The organism is Bradyrhizobium sp. CB2312 (assembly GCF_029714425.1).
Lineage (GTDB): Bacteria > Pseudomonadota > Alphaproteobacteria > Rhizobiales > Xanthobacteraceae > Bradyrhizobium.
In genome coordinates this window covers 2,503,280-2,519,719 of the sequence record NZ_CP121668.1, presented here as the reverse complement: position 1 = coordinate 2,519,719, position 16,440 = coordinate 2,503,280, and the positions used below count along the sequence as shown (strand labels likewise).

Here is a 16,440-nt window from a genome sequence, read left to right as displayed (position 1 = left end):
GTCTGACGTTTGCTTGGAAATGGGATCGCGCCGGCATGATCGGGCATCCTTGCGCCAAATCAAAGCCTGTTCTCAAAGCCTGTTTCTCAAAGCCTGGATTTTGCGTGCGGCGCACAAGACGCGGCCGACCGGGCGCGCTATGCCGCGTCCAGCCTCGCACCGATGTGACACCGGGACGACGACGCGACGGGCCCGGCCCCCGCGGCAAAGCATTAAGCTTCCCGTGTGTTCGCAACCAACAACCACCTTCCCGATTTACTATTCGTACCGTTACTATCGGTTCCAATGCGCGCGGGCGGGGAAGCCTCTCGCGGAGCGCCCGAGCTGTGGGAGGATCACATGAGTGCCGCGAGACCCGAGCCGCTTGCCCGTCAGGCACTGGCGTTCGTCCTGGCCGGCGGACGCGGCAGCCGGCTCCTGGAGCTGACCGACCGGCGCGCCAAGCCCGCGGTCTATTTCGGCGGCAAGTCCCGCATCATCGATTTTGCGCTGTCGAACGCGGTGAACTCCGGCATCCGCCGCCTCGCGGTCGCCACCCAGTACAAGGCGCACAGCCTGATCCGGCATCTGCAGATGGGCTGGAACTTCTTCCGCCCCGAGCGTAACGAGAGTTTTGACATCCTCCCGGCCAGCCAGCGCGTGTCGGAGAGCATGTGGTATGTCGGCACGGCGGATGCCGTGTACCAGAACATCGACATCATCGAGTCGCACAATGCCCGCTTCATCGTCGTGCTCGCCGGCGACCACATCTACAAGATGGATTATGAGGTGATGCTGCGCCAGCACGTCGATAGCGGCGCCGACGTTACCGTCGGCTGTCTCGAAATGCCGCGTGTGGAATCCTCGGGCTTCGGCATCATGCATATCGACGAGGACGGCTGGATCCAGGAGTTCCTGGAAAAGCCCAAGGATCCGCCGCCGATGCCGGGCAAGCCTGATGTCTCGCTCGCCAGCATGGGCATCTACGTGTTCGACGCGAAATTCCTCTACGAGGAGCTCAAGCGCGACGCCGCGGACCAAAACTCCAATCACGATTTCGGCAAGGACATCATCCCCTACATCGTCAAGAACGGGCGCGCGATGGCGCACCAGTTCTCGACGTCCTGCGTCCGCTCCGGCAGCGACCCCCGCGCCTATTGGCGCGACGTCGGCACCGTCGATGCCTATTGGGCCGCCAATATCGACCTCACCGACGTGGTGCCGGAGCTCGATCTGTTCGACCGCGCCTGGCCGATCTGGTCCTATGCCGAGATCACCCCGCCGGCGAAATTCGTCCATGACGAGGAGAGCCGGCGCGGCCAGGCCGTGAGCTCGCTCGTGTCAGGCGGCTGCATCATCTCCGGCGCCTCGCTGCGCCGCTCGCTGCTGTTCACCGGCGTGCGCGTCAACTCCTATGCCAATGTCGAGAACGCCGTGATCATGCCTTACGTCCATGTCGGGCGCGGCGCGCGGCTGAAGAACGTCGTGATCGACCGCGGCGTCGAGATCCCCGAAGGCCTCGTCATCGGCGAGGACCCGGAGTTCGACGCCAAGCGTTTCCGCACCACCGAGCAGGGCATCTCGCTGATCACCCAGCCGATGATCGACAGGCTCAATACATGACGCCTGTTCGCGTCCTCGCGGTCGCCTCCGAAGTCTACCCCATCGTCAAGACCGGCGGCCTCGCCGATGTCGCCGGCGCGCTGCCGATTGCGCTGAAGGCGCACGGCGTCGAGATGCGCACCTTGATGCCGGGCTATCCCGACGTGATGCGGCTGCTCACCGGCGCGGACGAGATCCGGCGCTGGCCGGATTATTTCGGCGGCCCCGGACGCCTGCTCGCAGGCTCCCATGACGGCCTCGACCTGTTCGTGCTCGACGTCCCGCATCTCTATGCGCGTCCGGGCAATCCTTACGTCACCACCGACGGCGTCGACTGGGCGGACAATGGCATCCGCTTCGCCGCGCTGTCGCGCATCGCGGCCGATATCGGCCACCGCCTCGTCCCCGCTTTCGTGCCCGATGTCGTCCATGCCCATGACTGGCAGGCGGGGCTCGCGCCGGCCTATCTGCACTACGACAATCGTCCACGGCCCGGTACCGTGATGACGATCCACAACATGGCCTATCAAGGCAAGTTCGACCGCGGGCTGATCGGCGCGATCGGCCTGCCCTGGGAGTCCGCGTTCGACGTCCATGGCCTCGAATATTACGGCGGCATCAGCTTCCTGAAGGCCGGCGTCCAGCTCGCCGATCGCATCACCACGGTGTCGCCGACCTACGCGCGGGAGATCCAGAGCGACGAAGGCGGCATGGGTCTCGGCGGCCTTTTGCGCGAACGCGCCGGCGTGCTCAGCGGCATCCTCAACGGCATCGACACCGAGGTGTGGAATCCGCAAACCGATCCGCACATCGCCTATCGCTTCGGCGCCGGAGACCTGACGTTCCGCGCCGCGAACAAGGCGGTGCTCCAGCAGCAATTCAATCTGGATTCCTCGGACGAAGCGCCGCTGCTCGGCGTCATCAGCCGGCTGTCCTGGCAGAAGGGGCTCGATCTCCTGCTCGAGGCCATTCCGACCATCCTGGCCGAAGGCATGCAGCTCGCGCTGCTCGGCAGCGGCGATCGCGATCTCCAGGAACGCTATCAGGCCGCCGCCCGCGCCAATCCCGGCCGGATCGGGGTCATGATCGGTTATGACGAGATCCTGGCGCATCTGGTCCAGGCGGGCGCCGATGCGCTGATCGTGCCGTCGCGGTTCGAGCCGTGCGGCCTGACCCAGCTCTGCGCGTTGCGCTACGGCGCCGTGCCGATCGTCTCCCGCGTCGGTGGCCTCGAGGACACCATCGTCGATATCGGCGAGGCCGATGCTTCGGGCCGCGATGCCACCGGATTCAAGTTCGGCCCCGTGACCACCAATGCCCTCGTCGGCACGCTGCGCAAGGCCAACACCGCCTTCCACGACAAGCTGACCTGGCGCCGGCTACAACTGAGCGGCCTTGTCACCGACGTCTCCTGGCGCAACCGCGCCGGCGATTATGCCGCGCTGTATCGCGATCTCATGGCAGCGCGCCGGGCGTAGCGTTTTCAAGCGAAGTGGGTACCGGTTCGCGTCAAGAAAACGCGTCAAAACTAGAATCTGGAGCTTCGTTCCGATTTCATCGGAGCGAAGCTCTAGGCGTGGCCTTCGTCGAATCCATGCTATAGAGCGCGCATGGAACCATTCGTGATCAAGCTGATCGGCTTTGCCGCCGCCACCTGCACCACCGTGGCCTATGCGCCGCAGGCCATCAAGGTGTGGAAGACCCGCTCCACCGGCGACATCTCGCTCGGCATGTTCCTGGTCATGGTGCTGGGCCTCGCGCTTTGGCTCATCTACGGCCTGCTCAGCGGCGACGGCCCGCTGATCGCCTCGAACGCCGTCACCATGCTGCTCGCCGGCGGCATCCTGTTCATGAAGCTGAAGTACGGGTGAGGTTGAAGCTGCGTAGAGCGGATTGGCGCGTGTACCCATAAAAGCCGGGATGTCTGTTTTCGCGGGACCCCGGAGCCGACATAGACAATCAATCATCGTGTGGTCCGTGCGGTACCTGAAAAGTAACGGTCCTTGATCCAGATCAAGTCAGACTGTTTGTAGCCCGCTGCTTAATTGCCAATATGCCAGGCCGCTGGAGCCGCCTCCGTAGCGGCGCCGGAAGATTCTTCGTCGCTACGACGCCGCCGTAATATGAAGTGGCGGCGACAGACGCATTATCAACACCGATCTCGCGTTCCCGAGGGGGCGCCTATGACTAGATCAGAAGCTGACGTCCAAGATTTGCGAATGATGGAAAGATGCCTCGAACTCGCTCGGCAAGGGGTGAAGCAAGGAGAGCTGCCATTCGGCGCCGTAATCGCGTCTCGAGGACAGGTCATCGCAGAAGCGACCAACCACGTCTCATCGGAATGCGACGTGACCCGACACGCGGAACTCGTGGCTCTTTCAGAGGCGCAGAAGATTCTAGGACAAAAGCGTTTGCCGGATTGCACTTTGTATTCAATCGTCGAACCTTGCCCAATGTGTTCTTTCCCGACACGGGAGGCGCGGATTGGTCGCGTGGTGTTCGCCATTTCATCTCCGATCATGGGCGGATTTTCGAGATGGGACGTTCTGTCGGACAACAATTTGTCGAGCAAACTGCCTGAGGTCTTCGGACCTGCGCCGGAAATCGTCTCTGGCTTGCTATCCCAAAGGGCCGAGCAGGTCTGGCGCGACTGGAACCCGCTCGCCTGGCGATTTATGAGACGACGAGGCTGCATCGGACGAGCGGCCGAGCAGACTTCGTGCCATGCGGGCGCGCCTCGGCCAACGTTTTCCTGGAATGCGTTGGCGGATATTTTGGCCGCGCCAGCTCTTTCGGTGAGTAACGTCTTCCTGCGCCGGCGTGCAGATTCAAACACCTCGGACCTGGACAAGCCTCGAGTCTAGGATCGGGAGCGCGCTACTGCAGGATCAGGCGCGTGTGGCTATCGTTTCAAGTGCACGCGTCGGAATGGGAACTGGGTTTCGTGAACAGAGGTGCGGAAAACCAAAGTGAGTTCCGATCCGTTGCTTGGCGCTGTGCAAGGCCATCACCGCGATGACAGAGTCAACGGCGAGCCGGCTAAGACCAGGGAGTTGCCCCGGGTCTTGAACAAGCGAACGTCCAATCTTGCGCAGTTCAGCCTTACCCGCGGGCCCGATATCTATGAGCGCTGCCCTCGGAAGCTTTCGATGCGCAGGGTTTAGAACAACACGACAGACGGCAAAGGGAATTCTGAGTTCGGAAGCAATTCGAGCGACGGTCTGCGACTCCATATCAACGGCGACCGCCCCGGTGATGCCATGGAAGTCCCGCCTCTCTTCAAGACTCGTCATCGGGGAAGCGACTCCAGCTATTGCGGAATAGCTGGCACCCGGGATCATCCGAAGGAGCTCCTCGGCCCAGGGGACGTCAGCTGGATAAGCTTCATCTTTCGCGGCAAATACCGACGAGGCGATGACGATATGACCTGGTCGGAGCTTCGGATCTAGCCCGCCGCATACCCCAAAACTTATGATGCCGCGCGCGCCATGTCTGATAGCGTCACGCAAGTAAAAGGCGGTCCGGTCACCATCAGCAATCATCGCTGGCGCGCCGGCTATTCTGGCTTCGATCGCAAGTCCAACTACGGCGATGACCGCCTTCATGTCACAGCGGGGGGCGCCAGCCTGAGCGTCGTTGACCGTGACATGCAGCGTCATCAGAGGCGTCGATAATCCTGAAACCGAAGTGTCTCTAGACTCGGGCAATCAAGAGTAAGCCGGCACTAGCACTGCCCGTCTAGACAAAATCGACAGGCCTCCCGATTGGAAGCCAGTTGTTGGGGAACTGTGCCTCGGACGCCACAGCTGCCGCCTGATCGCGGCGCTGGCAAGCGAGATCAGCCGCCGAACACATACGACGCCATCGCGACGTTCGCGACCTCGTCGACGAAGACGCGCTTGCCGACATCGCTGCCGGCGGCGCCGGCGGCCACCATCAGCGGCAGGAGATGGTCTTCGCGGGGATGCGCAAGGCGCGCGCTCGGTGCGCTCTCCCAGTCGATCAGCATCGCGTTGCGGCGCGCCGCATCGGGGTTGCTGATCGCCTCGTTCAGATAGGCCTCGAAATCATACGAGACGGGCTTGGACTCCGCGCGGCCGAAGCCGCGCATGTTGTGATAGGTGAGCCCGCTGCCGACGATCAGAATGCCCTCGTCGCGGAGCGAGGCGATCGCCTGCCCGACCTTGATGTGCTCGGCCGCATCGTAAGTCGATCTCAGCGACAGCAGCACGATCGGCATGTCGGCGTTCGGATACATCAGCCCGAGCGGCACGAAGGTGCCGTGGTCAAAACCCTGGTTGGGATCCTCCCGACAATCGAGACCCGCATGCTTGAGCAGCGCCCCCACCCTGGCTGCAAGCTCGGGCTTGCCCGGCGCCGGATATTTGAGGTGATAGGTATGCTCGGGGAAACCGTAATAGTCGTACACCATCGGCGGATGCGCCGAGGTCGACACCGTGAAGGCGTCGGCCTCCCAATGGCCGGTGATGACGAGCACGGCCTTGGGCCTTTCGGGAAGAAGCTGCGGCAGCCGGCCGAACGCCTCGGCGGTCTTCGCATATTGCACCCGTCTGTCCTCCATGAACGGCCAGGGGCCGCCGCCGTGAGACAGAAACAGGGTTGGAAATCGCGTCATGGGTAAAGGCCCGGCTCGAAGACAACATGCGCGTGCGAGCTGCCCGCGCGATCGGCGGCGAGCATAGGCAAACCGGCATGGTTAGCAAGTCGTTAACGATTTGCCGCCCAAAGTCCCTGACGTGTGGCCGAAGGAGTCGGCCGATTGCCAGGGACGTGAGATGAGGAAGTTTGCGCTGGGGGACGTCGTCAACAGTGACAAGGGCCGCCGCGGCGTCGTTCGCGCCGCCTTCAAGTCGCGGGAAGGCCAGCAGTTCTATGCCGTCGAGAAGGACGGTGCGGTGGACTATCTGGAGGAAGACCGGCTGAGCCCGGCGCCGTGCGTCGAGCTCGCGGCCTAGATCCAACTCATCCCGCCTAGCGCGCGAGCCGGTCGAGACGCTCCGACAAGGGATCGTCTCCGCTCGCGATGTGGTCGTTCGTGATCAGCAGCAGGCGATCGCGGTCTGCGGCCGCGTCCCAGCGCGGCAGGTCGGGACCGTTGGGGTCGCCGCCCCTCACGAAGTTGACCCAGTAGCTGCGCATGCGGCTTGCGACCTCGCGGTCGCGGCGCGAGAAGATGCCTGCACCGGGCACACCCTCCACGCCGAAGATGAACTGCAACTCCCGCCCGTGACCACCGTCGGGATTTGCAAGCCGCGCTTCCGGCACATAAGCAAAACGATAACGAAACGTCGGCGCACCGTTTGCGGCATGCAGGCGGGCCAACAGCCGCACCGGCTCGGAGAAGACCTTGTCGGTGTAGAACCTCGCCGCAAGGTCTGAAGGCTTGGCGAGATCGGGATAAAAATTGCGCAGCTCCTCGCTCGTGGCGCCTGACGCTGCGAGCACCTCCTTGATGTCGAGGTCTGTATCGAGGCCCGCCTCGTCGTCGTTCGAGCCGATGATCAGGGGGATGCGGCTTTCATGGCCGGCCGCAAAGCCCTCGGCAATTTCTCCGGTCACCAGAGCTCCATCGATGAATGGCGCAAAGCCGTGCGGCGATTTTTCCAGCAGATGTTTTTGGGCGGCAACCAGGCGCCGCGGCTCGGCCGCGCGCAAATCAGTCTGCGACCCCAGCGCCGCCGCGAACTGCCGGCCCACGGCTTCGGCCTCCTGAGCCGAGCGCAAGCGGCTACGGCCCGGCACCGATTGCAGGATGGCTTTCTGAAACAGGCCGCGCAATGGCGCGGACAGCATCAACAGCGCGATCGAGGTCGCGCCTGCGTCGCTGCCGAACAGAGTGACATTGCCGGGATCGCCGCCAAAAGCCGCGATGTTGTCGTGAACCCAGTGCAGCGCCGCGATCTGATCCATCAGCCCGTAATTGCCGGAGCCGCCGTCCGACGATTCGGGATGGCTAAGCCAGCCGAGCGCGCCGAGGCGATAATTCACGGTGACCACGATGAGGCCCGCCTGCGCGAGCTTGGCGCCGTCGAACAGCGGATCGTTCGCCGTGCCCGAGACGAAACCGCCGCCATGGATGAAGACCATCAGCGGCAGCGGACCGTCGACCCCGAAGGGACGGAACACGTTCAGCGTCAGGCAATCCTCGCTCGCGCCTGGCAGCGCTGGCTGAAGGCACGGTGCACCGTAATCGTAGACGGTGCGCATCTCCGAGCTTTCGGCCGTTGCCTGCGGCGGCCGCCAGCGCAACGCACCGACCGGCGCCGCCGCATAGGCCAGCCCCTTGAACGAGGCCACCTCGCCCTCGACGGCGCCCAGCATCTGCCCCTCGCGCGTCAGCGCAAAGGGGAACTGTCCGACCGGCTGGGCGACGGCGAAGCCGGCACAGCAAAGGAACGCGGACGTCGCAATGAGCGCAAGCAGGGACCGCATCATGAGGGATCTCGATGCGCGGAAAGGTTCCTGCAGGTTACGTCTGGGATGCGCGAAGAGGCAAGCTCGGCGGGAGTCGTGCCTCTCCCTACTTGCAACAGCCGTCATGCCCGGGCTTGTCCCGGGCATCCACGTTCTTCGTGCAACGGGGAAAGGCGTGGATGGCCGGGACAAGCCCGGCCATGACGATGTGGAGGGAGCTGCACACATCAAGCGCAGCCGAGCTACCATTGCGACGGCGCGCCTAACCGCTCTTCGCGATGATCTCCGCCAGCGCGCGCCTTGCGATAATACCGAGCTCACCGAGCGTAGAGTGCCCCGCCTGCGCCGCCTCGATCAGGCGCTCGGCGATGAATTTGCGGCTGTCGTGATCGCCGCCATGCGGCAATTGGCGGCACGTCTCCTCCAGGACGACGTCCATGTTCGCTTTGGTTCGCTCGCTCAGCTCTGTCATGACGCCCTGGGACGCGTGGCGTGTAACCGCAAGCATACACAGAAGGATGTGCTCTGATTAGCCCGGACAATCCCGGCGATTGTGCATCGCGGTGCGTGTATCGTCGCGCGCCGCAACCGACTACCGAAGATTGCGCCTGCTCTGATGACAAGCCCAGCCTGCAGGATTAGCCTGCCGGCAAAACAAAATGCACGGGAGGAAATGCCATGCCTGACGCAATGGTTGCGACACGTGCCTCCGAGACGACGCGCGGAACCGCCCAAGAGGTCGACGTTGCCGTGGTCGGCGCCGGATTTGCCGGCCTCTATCTGCTCCACCGCCTGCGCAAGGCTGGCTTCTCGACGGTCGGTCTCGAAGAGGCCGGCGACGTCGGCGGCACCTGGTACTGGAACCGCTATCCCGGCGCGCGCTGCGATATCCAGACCATCGACTACAGCTACACCTTCGATCCTGAACTCGAGAGTGCCTGGACCTGGTCGGAGAAATACGCGACGCAGCCCGAGATCCTGCGCTATCTCGGCTTCGTCGCCGACCGCTACGACCTCAGGCGCGACATCCGCTTCAAGACCAAGGTCACCGAAGCCAGATGGGACGAGGCGGCCAAGCGTTGGCAGCTCACGACCGACAACGGCGCGCCGGTCTCCTGCCGCCACTACATCATGGCCACCGGCTGCCTCTCCACGCCGAAGCCGCCGGAGATCGACGGCGTCAAGGATTTCGAGGGCAAGGTCTATTTCACCGGGCGCTGGCCGCACGATGGCGTCGATCTCGCCGGCAAGCGCGTCGCGGTGATCGGCACGGGATCGTCGGCGATTCAATCGATCCCGTTGATCGCCGAGCAGGCCGCGCATCTCACCGTATTCCAGCGCACGCCGAATTTTGCGCTGCCCGCGGGTAACGGTCCGGCGCCGGAAGATCGCAGGACTTTCTTTGAAAGCGACCGCGCGGCCTATCGCGAGCAGGCGCGTCAGTCGATGGCCGGCGTGCCCTATCCGCAGCAGACGGTGGTGAGCTGGCAATTGAGTGATGCCGAGCGTCGCGAGCGGTTCGAGCGCGCCTGGGCGGCCGGCGACCTCGTCCACATCCTGACGCAGCTTTGGGCCGATCAGGCCGTTGACGTCGACGGCAACAAGATCGTCCAGGACCTGATCCGGGAGAAGATCCGCGCTGCCGTCAAGGACCCCGAGACGGCCGCGGCTCTGACGCCGCACGATCATCCCTTCGGCGCCAAGCGTCCGTGCCTCGACACCAATTATTACGCGACCTACAACCGGCCGAACGTCACGCTGGTCAATCTGCGCGAAGAGCCGATCAAGGCGATCACCGCAACCGGGATCACCACGGCCAAGCGCAATGTCGATGTCGACGTCATCGTGTTCGCGACCGGCTTCGACGCCATGACCGGCGCGATCCGTGCCGTGCACCCGATCACCGGACGCGGCGGCAAGTCGCTCACCGACGTCTGGGCACAGGGTCCACAGACTTATCTCGGGCTCACGGTCGAAGGCTTCCCGAACTTCTTCATGATCACCGGGCCCGGCAGCCCGTCGGTGCTCTCGAACATGGCGGTGTCGATCGAGCAGCATGTCGACTGGGTCGTGGATCGTCTCGCTGCTCTGCGCGACGCCGGCTTCAACACGATGGAGCCGACCGAGACGGCGCAGGCCGGCTGGGGCCGGCACATGGCCGACTGCTCGATGCTGACGCTGCACCGGCTCGCCAACACCTGGTACACGGGCGCCAACGTGCCGGGCCTGATGCCCTATACCGGCGGCGTTGGTCCCTATCGCAGCATCTGCGACGAGGTCGTCGGCCGCGGCATGCTCGGCTTCAGGCTCACCGGCGCGAACGGCACCGAGCAGTGCAATGACGGCGAAGTCGTGCGCCTGCAGCCCGATGTGCGGCTGGTCATGAACCTGCTCACGTCGCTCAACCTGCCGCCGATCGAGTCGATGGGCGCGTTCGGCGCGCGCGCCTTCGTCAACGAATTCAACAAGGGCCGGCCTGCGGGACGGCCGATCGGCGAGATCGTCGACGGCACCCTGCCCGGCGCCGACGGCCCGCTGCCTTACCGCGCCTACAAGCCGGCGACGCCGGGACCGCATCAGGTCGTGGTCTATTTCCACGGCGGCGGCTGGGTGCTCGGAGACGAACAGTCGGACGAGCCGTTCTGCCGCGACATGGTGCGGCGGACCGGCATGATGTTCGTCAGCGTCGGCTATCGCCACGCGCCGGAGCATCGTTTCCCGGCCGCCGCCGAGGACGGCTATGCGGCGGCGCGCTGGATCGCCGAGCACGCCACCGAGTTCGGCGGCAGACCGGGGCCGGTGCTGGTCGCGGGCTGGAGCGCCGGCGGCAACATCGCCGCCGTCACCTGCCAGCTCGCGCGCGACCGCGGCGGGCCTGAGATCGCCGGTCAATTGCTGGTGTGTCCGGTGACGGACTGCACCTTCGATCGTCCGTCCTACAACGACAATGCGATCGGCTATTTCCTGACGCGCTCGCTGATGTACTGGTTCTGGGACCTCTACTGCTCACCGGCCGACCGCACCGATCCGCGCGTCTCGCCGCTGCGTGGCAAGGTCGAAAGGCTGCCGCCGGCCTTCGTCGTCACCTGCGAGTTCGATCCGCTGCGCGACGAGGGCATCGCCTATGCCGAGGCGATGCAGGCTGCCGGCGTCCCCGTCGAACAGCTGAAGGCACGCGGCCATTTCCACTCGTCCTTTGCGATGGTCGACGTGGTGATCACTGGCGTGCAGGGCCGGGTACAGATGGCCGAAGCGCTGCGGCGCTTTGCCGGGCTTCCGCCGGAGGTCAGTCGCGGCGACGAGACCAGCCACGGTCATGTCAGTCCGGGGCACAAGATCGCAGCTGCCGCGAGCTGACGGGCAACAAGGCGGCCGGGAACCTTTTTCCGGCCGCCGCGTTGAGTGGCTGTGGCATTGAGATGCAGCGATAGTGGGCCCCGGCACGCAAACCAGCGTGCTGGGGTGTTTTTTGCGTGAGGGCGGGACAATGAGGGACGCATCAGTTTCAGGTTCAAAGGTCAATTTCAGTGCGCTTGCGGTCCTGCACAAATGGCCGTCACTGGCGAACCAGCGCCAGCCGGACAGGGACACCTATCAGGTGAGCGAAGGCACGCTCGATCAGTGCATCTCAGCTTTCATGGGCAAGCCGGCGACGACCAGACATCTCTATGAGATCCACACGACGGCGCAGCCGCCGCTGGTCACGGATATCCTCTCGCCCGAGCACGTCGCCGAGCTGTCGCGCTTGCGGGAATTTCTCTGATTGCGTGCAGGCGCTGAAAGCTGCACGCGCGCGACAAGCTTCCGATCAAGGCAGGAACCTTCTTCCGGTTTTTCCCGTTAATGGGGATCGGAAGTCAAGACGAGTGCCTCAAGATGCTTGAAGCCAGCGTACCATCTTCCATCGTGCCTTATGGCGCAGATCAGACCCTGTTCGTGGTGATCGATCGCCTCGACAAGGCGACCGAAATTCGCGTCGAGCGCAGCGATCTCGAAGCCACCATCGGCGAGCTCGTCGCCGGCTGCTTCAACGATCCCATCAAGGTGATTTCCTTCAACACGCTCGAGCACTGGATGAAGGACATCTCGACAGATGTCGCCGGCGAGATCCGGGCGCGCTGCGACATCGACGGCGTCACGCTGCCCGACTATCTCAGCGACTTCGTCGAGAGCCACACCTGATCGCGCATTGCGCAGCTGATGGACTTCAAATCGCACGCAACAAAAAAAGCGCCGCGTCCGCGGCGCTTTTTCGTGTCGAAATGTTAGTGGTGCCAGAACAATGCCAGCAGCAGAATGATCGGCAGCGGCACGCCAAGCAGCCAAAGCAAAGCACCTCTTCCAAAACCCATGATGTCCTCCTCCTCTTGCCTCGCCCAGATGACGCGGCAGGCGAAGAGAAGTTCCGCGCCTCAAAGAGAGGGCGAATGCGTTCAGTGCATGGATTAGAGGAGTTAGACGCGCCGGTACTTGCCGGCGATGAGTTCGATCTCGCGGCGGCGTTCGCCGGCGAAGGTCAGCAGCTTTTCGATCGTCAGCGCATCCGTGATCCGTTTGGCGAGCCGCTCGGCACGCGCGGCCTGATCTTCGAGATACTGGATCTTGTTCAAGCGTCCGCCTCCCCAACCGCACTGGATTGTTTGGGCAGCCATGGTGCGCGAGAAGCAGCTAACAGCCGGTTAAGCGCGGTGGGTCTCAGCTCGACGAATCGCGGCTCAATTGCTTGAGCATGATCTCCGCGCAAGCGCGTTCCGCGTTTGTCGCGAGGGAAAACCGCTGCACACTTTGCGCTAACGCGGCCCTTCGGGTCCGGATCATGCTCTAGCGCACGACGTCGAGCCTGACATTGGTGACGCCCTTGTCGACCATGCCGAGCGCCTCGGCCGCGGACGGCGAGATGTCGACCACGCGTCCGCGAACGAACGGCCCGCGATCGTTGACCCTGACGGTGACGAAGCGGCCGGAGGAAACATCGGTGACACGCAGCTTGGTGCCGAACGGCAGGGTCGGATGGGCCGCGGTCAATTCGTTCTTGTCGAACTTCTCGCCGCTCGCGGTTTCCGTATCCGAATAGAAGCTGGCAACGCCATGCGAGGCGCTTTTTGCCTCGCGAGTTTTATCAGGAACGCGCGCCCGGTGGATCGGCCGCGGATGGAATGCCGCGATCCTGTGCGGCCGCTCGATCATAGCTTGGCGGCTGGTGCCGAGATCCGCCCTCTGGCGGCCGACCGGCGATTGCGCGCACGCGGCGAGCGAAGCGGCACCGACGATGACCAGCAACAGCCGGCTCGAAGTTACCAGGGACATCCGGGCAGTTTCGGCACTTGCAATGCGAGACATGATGCGCCCTCCGAACAACCCCAAGTTTCGGTGGGCAATGAGGGCAGAACCTTGTCTGAACAAAAGCGGCCTTGCGGCCACGGTCCTTTCGCGCCAGCTGTGGCCATTCCACCACAGTCCTTGTTCCCGAATCGGAACAAAACTCGCGGGAAATCAACCCGATACAACCCGCAAAATGATTGCCCGCGCGTCCGGCCGGGCCTCACCTGTCTCGGCGTCACCCTTCAGGAGCCGCGTCAGCTCGCGCCAATAGAGCCGTCGCCAGCCGGTTTTCAGGCTGACGAGAAAGTCGAGCTCCAATTGCGTCAGTGTGCACATCACGAACCCGATTCCATTGCGACAACGCCGTCAGCCGAGCAGGCCTCCCATCGGTTTGATCTCAGCGCTGCCGGGGAAGACTGTCTCTGCCAGCACCTTCTCCTCGACGCGCAGATGATCCCTGAGCAGGCCCTTCAGCACGGCACGGAGATCCGTGGTCGGCTTGAGGTCGCGATCCTCGAGTAGTTGCGCCGGCTTCAGGCCCGGCCAGTCCGCGATCACGCGGCCGCCGGCGAGTCCGCCGCCGATGAGGAAGGCGATCGTGCCCGTACCGTGATCGGTACCTTCGGTGCCGTTGATGCGCGCCGTGCGGCCGAACTCGGTGACGACGGCGACCACGGTCTCCTTCCACGCCTCGCCCATGTTGCTCTCGATCGCCGCGAACGCGCCGTCGAGCGCGCCGAGCAGATTGTAGAGCTGGCCGGAGGCTGCACCTTCCGCGATGTGCGTATCCCAGCCGACGAAGCCCATCGCGCCGACGCGCGGGCCGTCGGGCTTTGCGAGATAGCGCGCGGCGGTGCCGGCGGCTTCGGCAAAATAGGCGCGCACACGCGCGATGCCCGGAGGCGCCAGGGTCGGATCATCAGACATTGGATCGCCCGCGCCCGGCGCGCCGCCGAGCGAAGCCAGCCTCATCCGCGCCTGGAGCACGGTCGCAAGCTTCGGATCGGTGTGCTGGTAGAGATCGAGCAGGCGGTTCTGCGTGTCCTCGCTCGCCGGCAGCAGCTTTTGCGGCACCCATGTCATCACAGGCGCCGAGCCGCGCACCACCAGCGGCGTCACCGAGCCGATGCCGAGCGCGCGGCTGCCGCGCGGGTCGACGCGCCCGCCGGATTCCATCGCAAGCAGCGCGCGGTTGAGCCATCCCGACGCGGTCACGCCGGGTTTCGAGATGCCGCTCTCCAGCACGTCCTGGCCGTCGAAATGCGAGCGCTCGCGATAGGGCGTCGCGGTGGCGTGAACGATCGCGGCCTTGCCGTTTCTGTAGAGCCGATGCAGGTTCGGCATTGCCGGGTTGAGCGCGAAGAAGGAATCGAGCGGCAGCGCCGGCGGCTTGCCGTCCAGCAGCAGCGCGCGATCGCCGCGCAAGGAGGCCCAGTCGGGATCGCCGACCGGCGCGACCGCACCGAGGCCATCGAGCGCGCCGCGCAGCACGATCACGAGCAGGCGCGGGTCGCGGCCTTCGGCGCGCGCGATCCGCGGCATCTGGCTCCACGCGAACAGCGCGCCGGAGCCGACCAGAAGCTCGCGCCGCGTGGGCAGATGATGATCAAGGCCCATGCTCACCTCCTCTGAAAATCCGCCGACATGAACAGCAGCGCCAGCGCCTGCTGCCGGCTCTCGGCGCGGCCGACCGCCTGCTTCACCTCGCTCCCGATCTGCGATGCAAACACGTCCTCGATGATCACTTGCGGATCGGCCATGCCGGTGATGCGCTCGGCGAAATTGTTGGCGACGTCGAGCCGCCGGCCGACGCCATCGATCCAGCTCACCTCGTCGTCCGGATAGCCCTTGGGCATCGATGGACGCCACAGCGGCTCGCCGAGCAGCTCCTGGCCGCCGGTGTAGCGGACGGGATCGACGACCGTGATCCCGGTCGCGCGCACCATGCCGATGACCCATTCGCCGGGACGCTTGAGCTTCGACGGCGGCCCGCGCCAGGCGTCGTCCGACGACACCATCGCGATCGCGACCTGCTTGAGATCGCCTTCGGTGTCGCGAAAGGTCTTCGCGAGCTGCTCGATCAGCGCCGGTGGCGGCTCGTCCGCAACGAAGTGCCGCGCGAGCTTGGTTGCGACATGGGTTGCGGTCGCCGGATGCGCGGCGAGGTCGCGCAGCACGGCGCGGCCCTGCTCGGCGTCGTCCTGGTCGTAGCGCTTGCCGAGCACTGTCTGCCCGCCGGGCTCGTGCAGACGCGGATTGAAGGTGAACTCACCGCCGTGAGTGGGATCAGCGCCCGGAGGCACCAGGGTCCAGCCGGTCAGCACGTTGGCGAAGCTGATGACGTCGTCCTGGGTGTAGCCGGTGCGCACGCCAAGCGTATGCAGCTCCATGATCTCGCGCGCAAAGTTCTCGTTGAGGCCGCGGCTGCGATTGATTCCCGCCGTCGAGTTGGCACCCATCGATTCCAGATTGTCGAGATAGAACAGCATCGCCGGATGGCCTTCGGTGGCCAGCAGCAGATCGACGAAGCGGCCGAGCGCATTGGCGCGCACCGCTTCGCGCTCATAGGCGCCGGACATGCTCTGGATCCGGTTGGCCGAGATGCAGAAATGATTGGACCAGAACCACACCAGCCGCTCGGCAAAACCGATCTCGGCGGACAGCGCGGCCTCTGTGCGCAGCTTGGCTTCCTGCAAGTAGATGGGGCGGCCGGGATCGGGAATGGCGTCGGCCGCCTGCTTTGCCGCCATCTCGGCGGCGTCCTTCTCCTGGCCTTGCGCCGGCGCCTGCCCCTCGGCCTGCGCCTGAGCCTGACCTTGCTCGCCCGTAGCAAGCTGCGTCGCAGCCATCTGCTGCTTCTTGGCCTGTTGCTGCGCCTGCTTGGCGCGCGCGGTGCGCCGCGCATTGGCGTCGGCCACAGTGCGATAGGCCTTCGCACTCGTCGGAAGACTGGCCGCTCCGGTCAGCGTGAGCGGCCGCTCGAGCTCTGCGATCAGCGCACCGCGCGGGTCCGTCCCGACAGCGGCAATCGATCCCGGTCGCGGCCCCATCCCGAAGCGATGAAGCGCCAGCACAGCTTCGGCCTTTGCGGAATTGCTCATG

The 16,440-nt window shown here is 64.6% G+C and carries 17 protein-coding genes; 8 read left to right on the top strand and 9 right to left on the bottom strand.

Going from position 1 to position 16,440, the window contains the following annotated elements:
* Positions 1-339: 339 nt before the first annotated feature.
* The 4 genes from glgC to QA642_RS11915 all read left to right on the top strand — a co-directional run bounded on the left by glgC (position 340) and on the right by QA642_RS11915 (position 4,445).
* Positions 340-1,602 carry a glucose-1-phosphate adenylyltransferase gene (gene glgC, locus QA642_RS11930; protein WP_283084841.1) on the top strand — a complete coding sequence of 421 codons (1,263 nt, stop codon included), beginning with the start codon at positions 340-342 and terminating at the stop codon, positions 1,600-1,602.
* Entirely contained in the window at positions 1,599-3,059 is a 1,461-nt protein-coding gene (gene glgA, locus QA642_RS11925) for a glycogen synthase GlgA (protein WP_283084840.1), read from the top strand. Before glgC ends, glgA begins: the two co-directional genes overlap by 4 nt.
* A gap of 132 nt (positions 3,060-3,191) precedes the next feature.
* Positions 3,192-3,452 carry a SemiSWEET transporter gene (locus QA642_RS11920; RefSeq protein ID WP_283084839.1) on the top strand — a complete coding sequence of 87 codons (261 nt, stop codon included), beginning with the start codon at positions 3,192-3,194 and terminating at the stop codon, positions 3,450-3,452.
* Between the two features lie 312 nt (positions 3,453-3,764).
* Positions 3,765-4,445 carry a nucleoside deaminase gene (locus QA642_RS11915; protein WP_283084838.1) on the top strand — a complete coding sequence of 227 codons (681 nt, stop codon included), beginning with the start codon at positions 3,765-3,767 and terminating at the stop codon, positions 4,443-4,445.
* A gap of 24 nt (positions 4,446-4,469) precedes the next feature.
* Here the strand turns inward: QA642_RS11915 and QA642_RS11910 are convergent, their stop codons facing one another.
* Positions 4,470-5,240 carry a hypothetical protein gene (locus tag QA642_RS11910; RefSeq protein ID WP_283084837.1) on the bottom strand — a complete coding sequence of 257 codons (771 nt, stop codon included), beginning with the start codon at positions 5,238-5,240 and terminating at the stop codon, positions 4,470-4,472.
* 179 nt (positions 5,241-5,419) lie between these two features.
* Positions 5,420-6,217 carry a class III extradiol ring-cleavage dioxygenase gene (locus tag QA642_RS11905; protein ID WP_283084836.1) on the bottom strand — a complete coding sequence of 266 codons (798 nt, stop codon included), beginning with the start codon at positions 6,215-6,217 and terminating at the stop codon, positions 5,420-5,422.
* A gap of 160 nt (positions 6,218-6,377) precedes the next feature.
* On the opposite strand from QA642_RS11905, the gene QA642_RS11900 reads away from it, so the two are divergent.
* Positions 6,378-6,557: a hypothetical protein gene (locus QA642_RS11900; protein WP_283084835.1), complete on the top strand. Its 180-nt coding sequence runs from the start codon at positions 6,378-6,380 to the stop codon at positions 6,555-6,557.
* Positions 6,558-6,573: 16 nt separating this feature from the next.
* Here the strand turns inward: QA642_RS11900 and QA642_RS11895 are convergent, their stop codons facing one another.
* Together QA642_RS11895 and QA642_RS11890 are read right to left on the bottom strand one after the other, a co-directional pair.
* Positions 6,574-8,034, bottom strand: coding sequence for a carboxylesterase family protein (locus QA642_RS11895; protein WP_283086860.1), 1,461 nt, complete (start codon positions 8,032-8,034; stop codon positions 6,574-6,576).
* 244 nt (positions 8,035-8,278) lie between these two features.
* Positions 8,279-8,524, bottom strand: a complete 246-nt coding sequence (locus QA642_RS11890; protein ID WP_283084834.1) for a hypothetical protein — start codon at positions 8,522-8,524, stop codon at positions 8,279-8,281.
* A 170-nt stretch (positions 8,525-8,694) separates the two neighbouring features.
* Here QA642_RS11890 and QA642_RS11885 point away from each other — a divergent pair, with 170 nt between their 5' ends.
* The 3 genes from QA642_RS11885 (at position 8,695) to QA642_RS11875 (ending at position 12,198) form a co-directional block, all read left to right on the top strand.
* A complete protein-coding gene (locus tag QA642_RS11885) occupies positions 8,695-11,373 on the top strand; it encodes an alpha/beta hydrolase fold domain-containing protein (protein WP_283084833.1) in 2,679 nt (892 codons plus the stop codon).
* A gap of 130 nt (positions 11,374-11,503) precedes the next feature.
* Positions 11,504-11,779, top strand: a complete 276-nt coding sequence (locus tag QA642_RS11880; protein ID WP_283084832.1) for a hypothetical protein — start codon at positions 11,504-11,506, stop codon at positions 11,777-11,779.
* Between the two features lie 113 nt (positions 11,780-11,892).
* Positions 11,893-12,198: a hypothetical protein gene (locus QA642_RS11875; RefSeq protein WP_283084831.1), complete on the top strand. Its 306-nt coding sequence runs from the start codon at positions 11,893-11,895 to the stop codon at positions 12,196-12,198.
* 272 nt (positions 12,199-12,470) lie between these two features.
* Here the strand turns inward: QA642_RS11875 and QA642_RS11870 are convergent, their stop codons facing one another.
* The 5 genes from QA642_RS11870 to QA642_RS11850 all read right to left on the bottom strand — a co-directional run bounded on the left by QA642_RS11870 (position 12,471) and on the right by QA642_RS11850 (position 16,439).
* Positions 12,471-12,626, bottom strand: a complete 156-nt coding sequence (locus QA642_RS11870; RefSeq protein ID WP_283084830.1) for a hypothetical protein — start codon at positions 12,624-12,626, stop codon at positions 12,471-12,473.
* A 211-nt stretch (positions 12,627-12,837) separates the two neighbouring features.
* Entirely contained in the window at positions 12,838-13,356 is a 519-nt protein-coding gene (locus QA642_RS11865; protein ID WP_283084829.1) for a septal ring lytic transglycosylase RlpA family protein, read from the bottom strand.
* 153 nt (positions 13,357-13,509) lie between these two features.
* Entirely contained in the window at positions 13,510-13,677 is a 168-nt protein-coding gene (locus QA642_RS11860) for a hypothetical protein (protein ID WP_283087163.1), read from the bottom strand.
* Between the two features lie 27 nt (positions 13,678-13,704).
* Positions 13,705-14,955, bottom strand: coding sequence for a DUF1501 domain-containing protein (locus tag QA642_RS11855; protein ID WP_283084828.1), 1,251 nt, complete (start codon positions 14,953-14,955; stop codon positions 13,705-13,707).
* A 2-nt stretch (positions 14,956-14,957) separates the two neighbouring features.
* Positions 14,958-16,439, bottom strand: a complete 1,482-nt coding sequence (locus tag QA642_RS11850; protein ID WP_283084827.1) for a DUF1800 domain-containing protein — start codon at positions 16,437-16,439, stop codon at positions 14,958-14,960.
* Position 16,440: the final 1 nt, after the last annotated feature.